At 41.3% G+C, this 16,326-nt stretch carries 14 protein-coding genes; 3 read left to right on the top strand and 11 right to left on the bottom strand.

The features are described 5' to 3' along the window. Positions 1-31: 31 nt before the first annotated feature. Positions 32-160, top strand: coding sequence for a hypothetical protein (locus ACNURT_RS19240; RefSeq protein ID WP_256367780.1), 129 nt, complete (start codon positions 32-34; stop codon positions 158-160). Here ACNURT_RS19240 and ACNURT_RS19235 read toward each other — a convergent pair. After that, positions 147-2,057, bottom strand: a complete 1,911-nt coding sequence (locus tag ACNURT_RS19235) for a DUF3857 domain-containing protein (RefSeq protein WP_419699105.1) — start codon at positions 2,055-2,057, stop codon at positions 147-149. The genes ACNURT_RS19240 and ACNURT_RS19235 overlap by 14 nt on opposite strands. Next, entirely contained in the window at positions 2,057-4,030 is a 1,974-nt protein-coding gene (locus tag ACNURT_RS19230) for a DUF3857 domain-containing protein (protein WP_419699104.1), read from the bottom strand. The genes ACNURT_RS19235 and ACNURT_RS19230 overlap by 1 nt, the downstream gene beginning before the upstream one ends. A gap of 135 nt (positions 4,031-4,165) precedes the next feature. Here ACNURT_RS19230 and ACNURT_RS19225 point away from each other — a divergent pair, with 135 nt between their 5' ends. Beyond that, positions 4,166-5,197, top strand: coding sequence for an exonuclease domain-containing protein (locus tag ACNURT_RS19225; protein ID WP_370995475.1), 1,032 nt, complete (start codon positions 4,166-4,168; stop codon positions 5,195-5,197). Positions 5,198-5,311: 114 nt separating this feature from the next. On the opposite strand, the gene queG is transcribed toward ACNURT_RS19225, so the two are convergent. Further along, positions 5,312-6,241 (bottom strand): tRNA epoxyqueuosine(34) reductase QueG, encoded by a 930-nt coding sequence (queG, locus tag ACNURT_RS19220; RefSeq protein ID WP_419699103.1) that lies wholly within the window; start codon positions 6,239-6,241, stop codon positions 5,312-5,314. Positions 6,242-6,409: 168 nt separating this feature from the next. Between queG and ACNURT_RS19215 the strand changes: the two genes are divergently transcribed. Continuing rightward, on the top strand, positions 6,410-6,763 hold the full coding sequence (locus tag ACNURT_RS19215; RefSeq protein WP_419699102.1) for an STAS/SEC14 domain-containing protein: 354 nt from the start codon (positions 6,410-6,412) through the stop codon (positions 6,761-6,763). 81 nt (positions 6,764-6,844) lie between these two features. Here ACNURT_RS19215 and ACNURT_RS19210 read toward each other — a convergent pair whose 3' ends face one another. From ACNURT_RS19210 to ACNURT_RS19175, 8 genes are all read right to left on the bottom strand, one after another. After that, complete coding sequence (locus ACNURT_RS19210) at positions 6,845-7,675, bottom strand: polysaccharide deacetylase family protein (RefSeq protein WP_419699101.1); 831 nt, start codon at positions 7,673-7,675, stop codon at positions 6,845-6,847. Between the two features lie 46 nt (positions 7,676-7,721). Next, a complete protein-coding gene (locus ACNURT_RS19205; RefSeq protein ID WP_370995471.1) occupies positions 7,722-8,612 on the bottom strand; it encodes a polysaccharide deacetylase family protein in 891 nt (296 codons plus the stop codon). 95 nt (positions 8,613-8,707) lie between these two features. Beyond that, positions 8,708-9,883, bottom strand: a complete 1,176-nt coding sequence (locus tag ACNURT_RS19200) for a Gfo/Idh/MocA family protein (protein ID WP_419699100.1) — start codon at positions 9,881-9,883, stop codon at positions 8,708-8,710. A 28-nt stretch (positions 9,884-9,911) separates the two neighbouring features. After that, complete coding sequence (gene ruvB / locus ACNURT_RS19195) at positions 9,912-10,934, bottom strand: Holliday junction branch migration DNA helicase RuvB (protein WP_166094004.1); 1,023 nt, start codon at positions 10,932-10,934, stop codon at positions 9,912-9,914. 169 nt (positions 10,935-11,103) lie between these two features. Further along, entirely contained in the window at positions 11,104-11,835 is a 732-nt protein-coding gene (locus ACNURT_RS19190; RefSeq protein WP_370995468.1) for a polyprenol monophosphomannose synthase, read from the bottom strand. 114 nt (positions 11,836-11,949) lie between these two features. Then, the gene (locus tag ACNURT_RS19185) at positions 11,950-13,437 is read right to left on the bottom strand and encodes an MFS transporter (protein WP_370995467.1); all 1,488 of its coding nucleotides are present in this window, start codon (positions 13,435-13,437) and stop codon (positions 11,950-11,952) included. A 105-nt stretch (positions 13,438-13,542) separates the two neighbouring features. Further along, a complete protein-coding gene (locus tag ACNURT_RS19180) occupies positions 13,543-14,460 on the bottom strand; it encodes a hypothetical protein (RefSeq protein WP_419699099.1) in 918 nt (305 codons plus the stop codon). A 97-nt stretch (positions 14,461-14,557) separates the two neighbouring features. Continuing rightward, entirely contained in the window at positions 14,558-15,736 is a 1,179-nt protein-coding gene (locus ACNURT_RS19175; RefSeq protein WP_419699098.1) for an acetyl-CoA C-acyltransferase, read from the bottom strand. Positions 15,737-16,326: the final 590 nt, after the last annotated feature.

Genomic DNA, 16,326 nt, shown 5'->3' with positions numbered 1-16,326 from the left:
ATCTGGAATTAATTGGTAATTTTGCCACATTATGTCAGATCAAAAAGAGAATTACTCCTTCTGGACTAAATATAAGCGTTTTGCAGGTAACGAGATTTTACTTTATTTGGTGATGATCATCGGTATCATACTCGGCATTGTGATATTTAGTTACCTTTAGTCAGGGTAACATTGTTGTCGTCGCTCTCCACAATAGCCTGAAAAAAATCGATCAGGTCCTGATAAATATCCTTACTGTAAGTTCCGTCAAGCAGTTGCACACGGCGTTTATATTTCAATTCATTCCCGTTTACGGTTATAGTTGCCGAAAATTTGCCAAATGGTTTGGTGATGGAAACATCATTAGGGTGCATATCTAAATGATAACCCGCCGGTAGGGTGTAAATGATCTCATCTTCATCTGTATAACCTCGATTGATATACACTTCATGGCGCCGGTTACGTATCTCGCGTGGAACGGTGTGGGTCCTGTTAGTGGCATTAGCCAGGAAGGTTATTTTTCCGTCATTTACAGATCCATATTCGCCGGCGCTCAATTTAATGGTTTCGGTGGTTACAGGCTGCAGGCTTTTATCCTGTTTAAACTCAGCTTTTTCAATGTCCATGTTATTAATGGCATATTCCTTCTGTAGGTTTTTTATGCGTTCTTTAGGCGCTTCTTCAATTATGCTTTCACGATTATCATATTGTGTACCCTTAAAAATGGTTTGCATTTCGCCCGATAAATTTCCTTGTGCATCCAAAACGAAGGTGGCTTTGCGCTGTTGCAGGTTATTTGGGGCAGTATATTTGGGTGTGTGCAACAATTTGCCGCCTTCCGGCCTGCAGGCCAGCACCAAACGATCATCGGTAAAATCACTCAGAAAGCCGAAAGGTATTTTCTGACTGGTGCATTCTAAAAAAGTAGTATCGTTTTTAAAGGGCAGGCATAAAATAACGTGGTCAAATTGGTTCATGCTGGCAAAATCGCTTAACGGGCTTTGTTTACGGCTGCCGGCTTCCACTATACAATAGTAGGAGTCAATATTCACGGTTTTAAGCAAAGCCTGGGTGTAGTTTACCAGGGCCTTACAATCGCCATAATTTTGCTCATCTACATCGGCAGCTAAAAAGGGCTGATATCCCCCAATGCCTACCTGTACGCTTATATAGTGGGTTTTACCCTGCATATATTCGTATATCTTTTTGGCTTTTAATTTGGGGTCGGTAATGCCATCGGTGAGTTGTTTCATGTATGATCCTGTAGCACCAGGTACCTGAAGGCGACTGGCCAGTAGCTTATCATAAATCCATTTCCCCATCTCCTTCCAATTGTTAAACGAACCGGTGATCCCTTCGTAGCTGAATTTTTCGGGAGCTATTTTAACACAACTCAGGTATTTATCTTCGTTCGGGCTATAGGGTTCATCCTTAACCGCTTTTAAGTTATTAACCTGCCAGGTATAGGTTTTATACCCATCTTTATTAATGCCTGTAACTACTTTAACGGGCATATTGATCTCTTTGTACCGGATATTAAAATCGGGTTTACAACTAAAGGCGTATGTGCTTTTTTCAACTGCCTGCCCGGTAGTGGAGTTGGGTTCCCAATCGCTAAAGTTGAGTGACTGTTTTGATTTTACTTCATATTCATAAACAATGGTATATGGATAATCAGTTACAGCAGGATTATAATGCTTGACCTTTAAATCCTGGAATAACGAAAAGCCATCCCGTGCGCTTACATCCTCAAAGTCACTTTCCGAAAACTTACTGATAGGCTTACCAAACTGGTTATAAACTATTCCCTTAATACTTTTTATAACACGGCTTTTATTATGCCAAACCACTATATCGGCTATATTGTTGCCATTTTTATTTAATATGGTAACCGCGGTTTTGATGTGATAAAGTGTATTATCATAGTCCTTTACCTCAACGCTTACTTCATTGTTTCGCACCACAGCGCTGGCATAAGGTAAAAGATCTTTGGAAATGAGCGACACATCATAATTATCCTGCGCGCTGGCATACAGGTTACCGATCAATAAAAAAAATAGTAATAAACCTGCTCTCATTATTTTTTCTTAAAAACCATATCAGTTTTTTCTGTAAGGACTATCTTGTTATATAATTCCTTAAGGTAAGGATATTCTTCGGGCATATAAATGGCTTTGGTAAACCGGGTGATGTTTGAAAAAGTGAATTCGTTATCGTGGTTGTCAAAATTGGTAACAAACATACCACCGCTATTAGGTAAAGCAAAAGCCACCACCTGGGGCGGGGTTTCAACAACGTATTGAGGCGGCAAATGCATGGTTAGTACAAGCCGGTTATCACGCGCCATGCCCCAGTCAACCGGGTAATCGCGTTCGGCAAGTTTAAAGGGATTAGTAGTTCTTTTTTCCCAAAAGAAGGGATTAAACACCAAATGTGCTTTGTTCATATTTTCAAAGGCATCTATCTCCACTTCAAATACTTCGCCAAGAGGCTGACCAAGACTATCCAAATTACTGATGTTTGATTTTAAGATTTTTATTTTGGGCAGTTTTCCGTCCAGGTCCTCTATATATTCATCAACCGAGTTGAATTTTTTAATCGCTTTGCGTTGCAAATAAGCATCATAGCCACTATAATAATTGGTGATAGTGCCCTTGATCTTTCCATTTTCAAGCAGGGTTAGATCAAGCGTGTGAATCTCGCTGGTTTTTTGCAGGGTGCTTAATTCAACCCAGTAGGAGGGCTTATCCAGGCTTATAACCCGGCCTTTATCATTCAAACATTTTAGTTGAAGTACTCCAAAAGATAATAAAGGGTCGGTAGCATCCAGGTAATAAGATTTTCCGTCAATATTTGTTTTAGCTACCACATAGTTGAAATCACTGATCACAGGGTACAGGGTATTGATGTTGCCATGCTCCCTGGTTGATAGTAGCACCGCCTCGGTATTAATGCCTGCCGCATTTAATGCCGTGATCAAAGTGAGGTTAATATCGGCTATACTACCGGTATGGGCATCCATGGCACGCTTAATACCATCTGAGCTGGATATGCCAATGTATTCGTTCCATTTATACCATTTTTGCAGATAGGTGTAAATAGCAGTAGCTTTATCCATCTCGGTGGTTTTACCGGCTATCACCGGCGCCATACGCTCCTTCATCAGGTCTTTTCGCTTCATTTGCGATCCAAACCATTCATCATTTTTAAGCTGACGGTCTATATCTTTCCATTCTTTAGTTATTACAGTTTTAACCCCCGAATATGGGTTGGTGTACTCCACCAGTTCAAAGTATATAGCTGATAAAAAATTCTTTGGCGAGGTCATATAATCCTCTTCCACAAAAGCGGGTATATCTTTCATAGCATAGGTCATATGCGAACAGTCGCTTTTTGCTCCATGCGAGGTAAAGCACTCGCGCTCAAGCTCAGAAGCGCTTTTTGTAAGTTTATAAGGGCCTCTTATTGATATGTTAAATGACCAAAAGCCCGGGATATGTACCTCGTATTGAGAATAAACCTTTGGTATATCGTCCTGAAATTCCCATTTGCGAAAATTATCCCAGAAAGGAGAGGTAAGTCTGTATTTGAATTCAATAACGCAGCCCGGCCGTAAACCAGGCAATGCAAATTTAATGGTACTTTGGTATTTGTAATCTTTTACCTTGAATATCTTTTTAGGGTCAAGGTCCACTTTTTGCATCAGGCCATTATCGTCCTTATAGTAAGTGGTACCGGTTATGTCGGTAACTTCTTCCGATACATTGTCATTGTTGTGCACAGGGATCTCGATGGTGCCGCTTGCAAAACCCTTATTATCGAATATTTTAATTTTAGCATGATAGTTATAAATAAGACCGATATGTTCATCGGGAGTCACATCCATCCGCGAATTGCCATATTCATTTAAATAAACGGCGTGGGCAGCCGTATCTTTGTCGTATCGGCGCATGTCTACCTCTTCCTGTACAAAACCTTCTTTAAAGTCTTGTGCAGCTGCAATGTGTTGTATACCAATGAATAAAAGCGAAATGAGTAAAAGTTTCTTCATGAAATATTGTGATAAAATAGGAAGGTATTAAATTAAAAATAAAACGTTTATATTAAATAAATTAAAAAATTTATTCTGCTGATTCTTTTTAGGACATTTGCGACCTTTGTACCATCTACTATCGATACTTTTAAAATGAAATTAAATTTAAAACGCCCTCTTGCTTTTTTCGACCTGGAAACAACCGGTACCAATATTGGTTCCGATCGTATAGTTGAAATCTCTGTAATAAAACTAAACCCGGATGGCAGCGAGGAGGTAAAAACCTGGCGCGTTAACCCTGGCATGCCTATTCCTTTGGAGTCATCCCTGGTACATGGTATCTATGATGAGCACATCAAGGATGAATTGCTGTTTAAGGAAATAGGGCAGGCGGTAGCGGAATTTATTGGCGAAAGTGATTTGGCCGGTTACAATTCTAACAAGTTTGATATCCCAATGTTAATGGAGGAGTTTTTGCGTGCTGGAGTATCATTTAACCTGGATGCACGTCATTTTGTGGATGTACAAAACATATTTCACCAGATGGAGCAGCGTACATTAAAAGCGGCCTATCAGTTTTACTGTAATAAAGTGATTGAGAACGCACACTCTGCCGAAGCCGATACCCGCGCCACTATGGAAGTTTTGCTGGCGCAGATTGAACGTTACGAGAATATGCAGTGGGAAGATAAGAAAGGAAATATCAGTATCCCGGTTGTGGGCGATGTAGAGGCATTGCATAATTTCACTAACCTAAGCAAACCGGTTGATTTTGCCGGTCGTATGGTTTTTAATGAGCAAGGCGAAGAGTTGATCAATTTTGGAAAACACAAAGGTAAACGCGTGGAGGATGTATTTAACGTAGAACCAAGCTATTACTCCTGGATGATGCAGGGTGATTTTCCGCTATATACCAAAAGGAAGCTGGAAGAAATATACACCCGTTGGAATGGTAAAAAAGCGGCTGAGCGCCAGGCAAAAGCAGCAGCACAACCAAAACCAGAACAACAAGCTCCAAAAGCGGATACTCCAAGAACTGATTATCCTAAAAAAGAATTTACCAAACCCGATCATACCCGGACTCAATATCCGCCTAAACCTTTTAATAAAAAGAAGGAAGAGCCCGCGAAACCTGTTGATGACGATATGCTGCAACAATTAGCCCTGAAGTTTAAAAAGGGATAAATTATCTGAATCAGAATTCACAGAATTAAAGAATTTTCAGGATTGAAAATATTAAAAGTCTCCTACAAATTAGTTTGTAGGAGACTTTTTTGTTGCATTCAATTTATTTTATCCTTATTTACTCAAAAAATCAATATTCCGTTTTAGTCCCGTGAATTTGGTGCGTTTTACTGCTGAGTTTTTAAATACTTTTTGAAAAACGTCCTGTGTTATTTCATGCCACTCATCAGCTTTCAGATGAAGCAGTTCGGGGTGTGGTGTGAAAGCAGGTTCGGTATTCAGTATCGAAAAACTATTCCAGGGGCATACATCCTGGCAAATATCGCAGCCAAACATCCAGTTATCCATTTTGCCCTTAAACTCTTGCGGAATTTCGTTCTTTAGCTCAATAGTGAGGTAGGAGATGCAGCGGCTACCATCAACCACATATGGGCCAACAATAGCATCGGTAGGGCAGGCGTCAATACAATTGGTGCAGGTACCACAATGATCCATTGTGGGGGCTATATCATATTCCAATTCCAGATCAATGATCAGTTCGGCCAGAAAAAAGAAGGAACCAGCCTTTTTATTCAACAGGTTGGAGTTTTTGCCTATCCAGCCCATGCCTGCCTTTTTTGCCCAGGCTTTATCCAGTACCGGCGCTGAATCAACAAATACACGACCGCCAACCTCGCCTATTTTTTCATTAATGGTTTGTAAAAGCTGTCTTAATTTATCTTTGATAACCGTGTGGTAGTCAATTCCATAGGCGTATTTTGATATTTTGGGCGCGTTAGGATCTTCCTGTTTGTTATTGGTGTAGTAATTAATACCTAATGATATTACCGATTTGGCACCATCAACCAGCAAACGAGGATCAAGCCGTTTGTCAAAATGGTTTTCCATGTATTGCATTTCGCCATGCATGTTCTTTTTTAACCACGACTCCAGCCGTGGGGCTTCGTCTTCCAAAAATTCGGCTTTTGAGATACCACAAAACAAAAAACCAAGCTTTTGGGCTTCGGTTTTGATCAATTGGCTATATATTGTCCTGTTTTGCATTACCTATGCAAAGATAGTATAAAATAAAATTCATAAATCGTGGGCCATTTAGTTAACTGTTATTAATCAGAAGCCGCTAATCATCGTATTTTAATAAAAAATATTTTTTTTAAATTATTGGTGTGGTATTTGTAACTATTGTTGCAAATATGGAAGATGCTTGAACACATGAATTATTTGCCTTCACATGTGTTAGGTATGCATGCAGTTGGTGAGGTAACCATTAACGATTACGAGAAAGCCCTTTTACCTTTGCTCCAGGAGCAGGTAACAAAAACAGGGAAAATCAATTTTTTATTAGTTTTAGAAACTAATATTCAAAATTTTACAGCAGGGGCCTGGTGCGGAAACATCGAAATTGGCCTGAAATACTTTTTGCGATGGCACAAACTTGCTATTGTAACCGATCAAAAAGGTGTACGTGAATTTAGTCACTTATTTAAATACATTATTCCAGGACAGTATAAAGGTTATCCTTTGGAGCAGTTGGATGAAGCTGTAAAATGGGTTGCCGGAAAATAGTATTAAGTTAAAAGTTTTTAGGGGTAGGTTGATAGTCGGCCTATTGAATACAGTTTAACGACTAATTGGGAGTACAGTCAATTAAAAATCACGGTTTATATTACCCATCAGATTTTTTGCATTCCAATGTCCGCTATCGATGATCCTTCTGATTGTCATTAATGGATCACCAGGATAACGTTTTGTGGAGAGCTGAAAAGCTCCCTTAAAACCTCTTTTATGCAATTCTGGTAAACCTTCTTTGTTCCATAAACCAAAAGGGTAGGCAAAGTACTTAACAGGTTTGCCCGTTATTTCTTCCAGTTTTTTTGTAGGCTTGTCCAACTGAATTTCCCAATCCTTGCCGCTAAGTTTTGTAAAAGGATGATGATCCCAGGTATGGCTGCCAATCACATTTCCTTCATCAGATAGTTGTTTGATCTGTGCTTTGTTCATGTAATTCGACCGGCCAATAGATACCGTCATGATGAAATACACGGCTTTGAAATTGTATTTTTTTAACTCCGGGGCAGCGATGGTAAATTGGTCCAGATCAGTATCGTCAAAAGTAAACATGATTGGCCTGGACGGCAGTGGAGTACCCGCAGTGAGATAATCATACAACTGATCGGGCAGAATGCTGTGATATCCCTGATCAGCCAGCATTTTGATATGCTCTTTAAATGCCGCTATTTGTACAATATCATCTTTAGCGCTTTTGGAATCTGTAGGGCGCCAATCTCTTATCTGATGATAGCATAAAACAGGGATCTGTTTTCGTTTCATGATAGCAGCAGTATCAACAGGGCTTATACCCGTTAATACTGCTGCTTTTATAGCCGGCTGTGGAATTACAGCAGCTTTTGTAGTTAGTTTCGACTGACATGCTATAATGCCTGAAGCAAGCAACAGTAGCAGGGGTTTTAATAGCATGGTGATAAAGGTTTAATCGTAAACTGCCCTTTTAGGGGGCCGGGGGCTAAAAGCTGTTTCTTACGCTATTGCTGAACGTTTTGGTGCTCCAGTAACCACTATCCAATATCCTTCTAACGGTCATTAGCGGGTAATCCGGATCACGTTTATCAGCCAGCTGGAAAGCTATCTTAAAACCCTTTTTTTGGATCTCTGGTAAAACCGGTTTTTTCCAGATGCCGAAAGGATAGGCGAAATAATCTATCTTTTTACCTGTAATTTCTTCCAGTTTTTTGGTAGGTTTATCTATCTGTGTAACCCAATCATCAACCGGACGGGTAGTTACTTTGCCGTTTTTGCCAATGATCTTCAACGTTGAATTGTGAGAATACTTATCAACCCGGTGATGATCCCAGGTATGGCTTCCGATTATGTTACCCTCATCAGATAGTTTCTTAACCATATCGGCAGTCATATAATGAGGGCGGCCGATAGATACGGTCATTACAAAATAAACAGCCTTAAAGCCATATTTTTTGAGGGTTGGATTAGCAATGGTGAACTGATCAAGATCGGTATCATCAAATGTTAGCATAATAGGCTTTTTAGGCAGTGGTGCGCCGGTTGTCAGATAAGCGTATAACTGATCAGGCAAAATAGTATGGTATCCACTGTCGGCCAGCATTTTGATATGTTCTTTAAAAGCCGCTATTTGTACGATGTAATCTTTGGCATTTTTTGAATCGGTGGCTTTCCAGTCGCGTATCTGGTGATAGCAAACCACAGGCACCTGTTTACGGGCCATAATGGCGGCGTTATCAATCTTTCCACCGGGGGTAGCGGCAGGAGTTCCGGCATTTTTATCAGCAGCCGCAGCTGTTTTATCAGAAGGTTTAGACTGGCATGACATTGCACCTAATGTACAAACGGTTAACCACACAAAAGCTTTTTTTAACATATGACAGTAATGATTTTAGATTATAATTAACGGCGAAATTAATATTATAAATGTGCAGGTTTGCAATTTTATAAATAAAATTATTTAACCAGCTATTACAAAACTATTCTTTTACCTTCTTTGATCGATCTTTTGGCGGCATCCAGTATTTGCATTACGATCATGTTGTATTTTAACGATGAGCGGTCATTACGTACTTTGATGGGGTTTTTAAGTGCGGTGGTAAAGTAAGGTACAGGGGCGCTTTCTGTTAAGGCCAATGGAGGCGCTTTAAACTCTTTTACATCATTGTTGATGCGTACCTGAACTTTGTCAGGATCAAAAGTATGGATATAACCTTTGGCCCCGAATATTTCCATATCCTTTATGCTAAAAGGCCAGTTCCATGATGCTTCGATCATCCCGGTAGCATTGGGATATTCTACTATAATGGTAGCATCATCTTCTACTTTGGGATATACCGATGGTTTGTAATGACGAGCGATTGCTGTTACCGCGATAGGACGCTGACCCTGCATGAACCAGGTCATCATATCGGCACCGTAGCAGCCAAAATCATTGAGTGCACCGGCCCCGTTAAGTTCCGGATCAGTTAGCCAGCTTAAAAAATCCTCACTGCAGCCAATCTCCCGGGGACCCTGGTGGCCATCATGAAAAACCATCTTACGGATAACGCCAATACTATCGGTTTTTACGGTATTATAGGCGCTTTGTACCGATGGGTACCAGGTGGTTTCGTAATTAGTAAGCAGGTTAATGTAATATTTAAGCGCCAGGAATTCCATCCTTTTAGCCTGCTCGAGCGTGGCTGCCAAAGGTTTTTCAACCATAACCGAGATGCCCATTGGGGCACAAGTTTCTACAATGTCAATGTGTTTGCCTACTGCATTATAGCCCAATACAATGGTAGGTTTACGTTTGAGGCACATGGTTTTCAGGTCCTCAAAAAACAGGGAGTCGGGCAGGTTATATATTTTACCAAACTTTTGCCAAAGCTTTTTGTCGGGCTCAGCTATACCAACAATGTTCACGTTACCATGGCGGTATTCATTCAATATCAAATGTATATGGTCATGGTTCAACCCAGCAATACCCACTTTGGTACCGGTAGCTAATCGTCGTGTTACCAGGCTATCGGCTTTAATTTTGGCCAGGGAGTCGGCCGGGGTGATCTGCGCTTGCGTATTAGCTGAATAAAATGTGAAAATAATAGCAATAGCTAAAAGCATTTTGCAATAAAACCCGAAACTTTTTTGTAATGGTGTTCTCATGGCTTAATATGGTAGATTTTTTGGTTTACTAAAATAGAGATGGATTGCCACCCAGTTTTATTTTACCTAAATGTTTATAAGCGCTTTCTGTAGCCTCGCGCCCGCGAGCGGTGCGCATCAAAAAGCCTTCCTGTATCAAAAATGGCTCGTATACTTCTTCAATAGTACCTTCATCCTCACCAACGGCAGTAGCAATGGTTTTTAAACCAACTGGGCCGCCCTTAAACTTATCAATAATGGTAACGAGTATCTTATTGTCCATCTCATCTAAACCATGTTCATCCACATTCAGTGCGTTCAGTGCGTATTGAGCTATGTCCGTATCAATATTACCGGTTCCTTTGATCTGGGCAAAATCACGTGTTCTGCGTAGCAAAGCATTGGCAATACGCGGGGTGCCGCGACTGCGACGGGCTATTTCATATGCACCTTCATCCGTGATAGGGGTTTTGAGTATGGATGCCGAGCGCAGTACAATAGTTGTAAGCAACTTGGCATCATAATATTCCAGTCGCGAGTTAATGCCAAAGCGGGCTCTTAATGGCGCCGTAAGCAGACCTGAGCGGGTGGTGGCACCTACCAGGGTAAAGGGGTTAAGTGATATTTGCACCGAACGCGCGTTTGGGCCGCTTTCCAGCATAATATCTATCTTAAAATCCTCCATGGCCGAGTATAAATACTCCTCAACCAGCGGACTTAAACGATGGATCTCATCAATAAACAGGATATCGCCGGTTTCCAGGTTGGTAAGCAAGCCTGCAAGGTCACCGGGTTTATCCAGTACCGGGCCTGAGGTGATTTTGATACCCACACTCATTTCGTTAGCGATAATATGCGACAGGGTAGTTTTGCCTAATCCCGGAGGACCGTGTAACAACACATGGTCAAGCGCCTCGCCGCGCTGGCGGGCAGCCTGTACAAAGACTTTTAAATTGGCTAATATTTTATGCTGACCGGTAAAATCCTCAAATTGCTGCGGACGCAATACCCGCTCAATATCGCGCTCGGTATTGGTCAATCTTTCTGCTCCGGGGTCAAGATGCTCGTTCATTGCCAACGAAATTAGCTTTTTTAATTAGATTTGAGATGTGAGATATGAGATATGAGACAGATTTTTTACAAATATCTTAAAATCAATATTTCTTCTTTTGTCTATCCCTTGAAAGAGATAAATCAGCAATTAAGATTTTATCTCAAATCTCACATCTCAAATCTCACATCTACCCTTCCGGGTACTTCCTGAAAATACTGTTGATCTTCATTTGTATCACCCCAAAAAATGCTTCCTTGAATATACCAGTCGACATTTTGGAGGTGCCAGCTGTACGATCGGTAAAGATGATAGGTACTTCAACCAGTTTAAAGCCATGTTTGATACTGGTATATTTCATCTCGATCTGGAAGGCATAGCCCACAAATTTTATCTTATCGAGCCTTACGGTTTCCAGTACTTTACGCTTGTAGCACATAAAACCAGCTGTAGAATCGCGCACATCAATGCCCGTGATAAACCTTACATATACCGACGCAAAATAGCTCATCAGCACGCGGCTCATGGGCCAGTTTACTACATTTACCCCATTGCTGTATCGTGAGCCAATGGCAGCATCAGCGCCATCAATACAGGCCTGGCGGAGTTTGAGCAGATCATCCGGGTTATGCGAAAAATCGGCATCCATCTCAAAAATATAGTCGTAATGACGTGCAATGGACCACTTAAAGCCATGTATGTAGGCCGTGCCCAAGCCCTGCTTACCCGCTCGTTCTTCTATAAAAAGACGTTCGGGATATACATTCATTAAGTTTTTTACAATGATGTTTGTACCGTCGGGCGATCCGTCATCAATGATGAGTAAATGAAAATCATGGGGCAGAGAAAACACTTTGCGGATCATCCGCTCAATATTTTCCTTTTCATTATAGGTGGGTATTATTACAATGCTATCCGGCACTTAAAAAATATCAGGTAAATAAAAGGCAAAAATAATTGATTTAAACCCGGTTTTAAAATAAATAAAGCAGTTAAATAATATTGTTACTTAACTGCTTTATCATATGGCTAAAACTTATAAGTTATGCGTATCAGAAATAACCTGATTATCTATGTAGGGATCAGTAATATAGTTGCGTTCCTTTAACCGTGGTGCAACAAACATAAATACCAGGATAAATACGCAAATAAAAATAACGAAGAACCATTCATAGTTTGCTCCTTTCAGGTTACGTGTCCACCAGCCGCCGTCTTCTATTAGGCCATTAACAAGCGCTGTAATCAAATTACCAAACGATACAACCAGGAACCAGATACCGGTCATAGTGCTTTTCATTGATTTAGGCGAGTGTGTGTAAGCGTATTCCAATCCGGTGATAGAAACCAAAACTTCGGCTGCTGAAAGTATCATAAACGCAAACACCTGCCACCAGATGGAGGGTGTACCGCCATGATCCAGGCTGGTGTGTATTATGCCGATTACCACGAATGATAAAGCCGTTAAAATCAGGCCGGTGCCAAGTCTTCGCAGCGGGGTTGTTTTTAGCCCAATTTTGTCAAGCCATGGATATACTACGTAGTTAAAAAATGGAATGAATAGAAGAAGGAACACCGTATTAACAGTTGATAACTGACCAGGCAGTACCGTGAACGAGGTAAAACCCAGGTTAATTACACGGTTCATTCTTTCGGCATATAAGGTCCACTCAGACAAGCATTGATCCCAAACAGCCCAAAATGCCAGTGCGAAAAAGAATACCGACATAACCCGGTATACCGCTTTCACACCTTCAACGCGTTCGGGGTCATATGACCCTTTGGCAACATCAAGCAGGGATTGGCCGGGTTTGCGTTGACCTGAATGAGTTAGGGCATACCAGGTTATAAATACCAGGTTATTACGATTAACGCCTTGTGGTGGAACCTTTACATATTTTTTACGGCCCGAAAAAAAGATGATGGTTGCCAGCGCCATCAGCAAACCGGGGATACCAAAAGCCCACCTGGGGCCAAAGTGATCATAGGTCCATGGAATAGCAACGGTTGAAATCATAGAGCCGGCATTGATGCTGAAATAAAACCAGCCGTAAACTTTCGAGAGCAGATCCTGGTTGGTAGCATCAAACTGATCGCCCACATTAGCAGATACGCATGATTTAATACCGCCGGCGCCAATTGCAACTACAAGTAAGCCTAATTCAAAGCCGCCAAGGCCACCATCGAACATGGCCAGCATTAGATGCCCCAAACAGTAAATTATCGATACATATAAAATAAGTTTGTATTTGCCGGTAAACCAATCGGCTATCATGCCGCCTACAAATGGCAAAGCATAGGCCACCATCACAAATAGGTGGTGAAGCTTATTGGCTCTGGCGTTGGCAACATCTGTTAAAGCAACAATATGGTTGGGATTAAAAAACTGGTTTACCAAAAATAGCGTCAATACGGAACGCATTCCGTAAAAGCTGAAACGCTCTGCAGCTTCGTTCCCGATAATATAGGGAACGCTCTTTGGGAATCTGGATTTTGAGGTAGCCTTTACGGCTGGGCTTTCTTGCATTATTTAATTTTGTTAAAAATAGTATAAATATTAGGTATCAAGACCTTATACTAAAAGTGTTACAAATTATATTGATTATTTGGAATATGAATAGCTTTATGAAATTTAGTTTGAATGTGCAGCGCTTTTATCTTTCGCGGCCTGTTTTTTAGGATCCACGTATTCGGCATCACTATTATTAGGGATATTGCGCATATCCAGATTTTCTGTATATACCCAGCGGCCATTCTTTAGTTTGTAACCATCGTAGGTTAAATCGGGGCCAAAAGTTTCGGGCTGATCCTTCATCTTTTTATCAGGCGGAGCCAGGTGGTCAAACACAATGACGTTTTGATCTGGTATATATCGCAGCAGCATGGATACCTGGCGGGTATACTCAAATATCACCCTTTTACGGGTTTTGCTATTGCCGTCAAAAACAGGCATGCCGAACGAAGGCTTATCTCCATTGTTAAAAGACAGTATCTCCAAAACTTTCTTAGTCGATTTTACGGTATTCCCCTTCCAGCCCAGGAGCACGTAATACGGTTTTTGCGCATATACCGGGATGATCTTATAATACTGGGCACCATACCATTTGCGGTTATCAGTCACCGAATCTTCGGGGTTTTTGAGTAGAGGCGAATAATCTTCGAGCGGGAACATTTTGAGCGGACCACCAGTATTGAGTTGAATAGTACCGTAAAAGCGATAACTGCCATCCTGGTTCATGATGTGCCAGCTCATGATCCGGAAACGGTTATCAGGCGAATTAAGAATGCTGATGCTTTTAACCGAATCAAAAGGAAAAAGGAACGAATTATTGATTTTTAAGGCGCTTACCAGTGTTTTAATAAACTGGTAATTAGCATTTTTACGTTCCAGGTCGTTTTCATTATTTACCATTTTTTTACCCAGCGAAGCAAGGCTGTCCTGGTAAATGTTTAATTGTTTTATGCGTGAACTCTCGTCTGCGTGCTGACCAAAAGTCTGGCCGCAAATAAACAGGGAGATTACGAACAGAAACAAGCGCTTGGCTACCATACCGGGTATCTAAAAATTAACATGATGTTGCCGCTAAATTAAATAATTTATCATAATAGCCGTTGTAACTTATAGTTGAACAGCCGGTTTGTTTAATTTAACGTAAATTTTCAATAACCATTGCGCTGGCGCCACCGCCGCCATTACAAATTCCGGCGGCGCCGTATTTGCCTTTATTTTGTTGTAAAACAGAGAGTAAGGTAACTATGATACGCGCTCCGGAAGCACCCAGCGGGTGACCGAGTGAAACAGCGCCACCATTAACATTAACCTTAGCCGGATCGAGCTTTAAAAGCTGATTGTTGGCTATGGATACTACAGAGAATGCCTCGTTGATCTCAAAAAAGTCGATCTGATCTGCAGATAAGCCAGCGCGGTGTAAAGCCAGTGGGATAGCTTTGGATGGGGCAGTGGTAAACCATTCCGGGGCTTGCTGCGCATCGGCATGGGCTACTATTTTGGCTAATGGTTTAATGCCCAGTTCGTCTGCTTTTTCTTTACTCATGAGCACCAGGGCCGCCGCGCCATCATTTAAAGTAGACGCATTGGCGGCTGTTACGGTACCATCCTTTTTAAATACAGGCTTTAACGTAGGTATTTTCTCGAATTTTACCGCTTTAGGTTCCTCATCCTCGGCAAATAAAGTGGTATCACCCTTTTTGTCTTTAAGTTCCACCGGTGTTATTTCATCGCTGAATTTGCCTGCGACCTGTGCTTTTTGGGCCCGGTTGTAAGATTCAATAGCGAAGGCATCCTGCTCCTCGCGACTGATGTTGCAATCAGTAGCACACAATTCGGCTGCTGAACCCATGTGGTAGTCGTTATAAACGTCCCAGAGGCCATCTTTTACCAGTCCGTCAGTAATCTGACCGTTGCCCAGGCGGTAGCCATTACGGGCCTTATCCAGGTAATAGGGCACATTGCTCATGCTTTCCATACCGCCGGCTACTACAATATCATTTTGACCTATGGCGATACTTTGGGCAGCCAGCATAATAGCTTTCATGCCCGAAGCGCATACTTTATTTACAGTAGTGGCAGGTAAATAAGGCAAACCGGCAAATATAGCCGCCTGGGTAGCAGGTGCCTGCCCCAGATTGGCCGGCATTACATTGCCCATATATACTTCCTGTATATGCTCGGGTTTAAGACCCGATTTTTCGATTGCTGATTTGATGGCTAAAGCGCCCAGTTGCGTGGCGCTTAAGGCGGCTAAACTCCCCCCGAAACTGCCGATAGGCGTACGTGTGGCAGCTACTATTACTACTTCTTTCATGTGTCCCTCATTAAATTGGTGTGGCAAATTTAGTTATTTTGATGAAAGGAAAAAGCTATGCATGCATAATAATTTACCCTCGGCCCGGACGATGGTTTTTTGGTTTTATTTTTCGGTGCATACCGTTTGGTGGTCGGTGCTCACGAGCCTTTACCGGCCTGATCCCAACTGCAAAAACTTTTTAAACCTTTAATTTTAACACTTTTCTGCTCAAAAAATGATGAAAATCGCTCGAAAACTGCTCGGAAAAATCTCATTTTAACACTTTTTAACAAATTTTTACCCGGTTTTGAGTGGTTTTTGAAACTTTAAAAAGTACTAACTTTTTGATCATCAAATCATCGTATACCAAGTGGTTAGTTTTTGATCTTGTTTTATCCTTAACAAAACAGCCCGGATCATTATGAAAATGAACCGGGCTGGCGTTGATATAAATATACGGATTTTTAAGCAGAATAGCCAGCGTCATACCGAACTTGTTTCAGTATCCCATATGCAAGGTGTACGGCATGATGGTTTACCTTTCCTGTGGGATCCTGAAATAAGTTCAAGATGACTTATTGGATTATACAAACCATTAGTTAATGAAA

It is taken from the genome of Mucilaginibacter sp. NFX135 (assembly GCF_048565145.1).
Taxonomy (GTDB): Bacteria; Bacteroidota; Bacteroidia; order Sphingobacteriales; family Sphingobacteriaceae; genus Mucilaginibacter.
The sequence above is the reverse complement of the archived record's forward strand: the minus strand, read 5'-3'. Positions and strand labels throughout refer to the sequence as shown.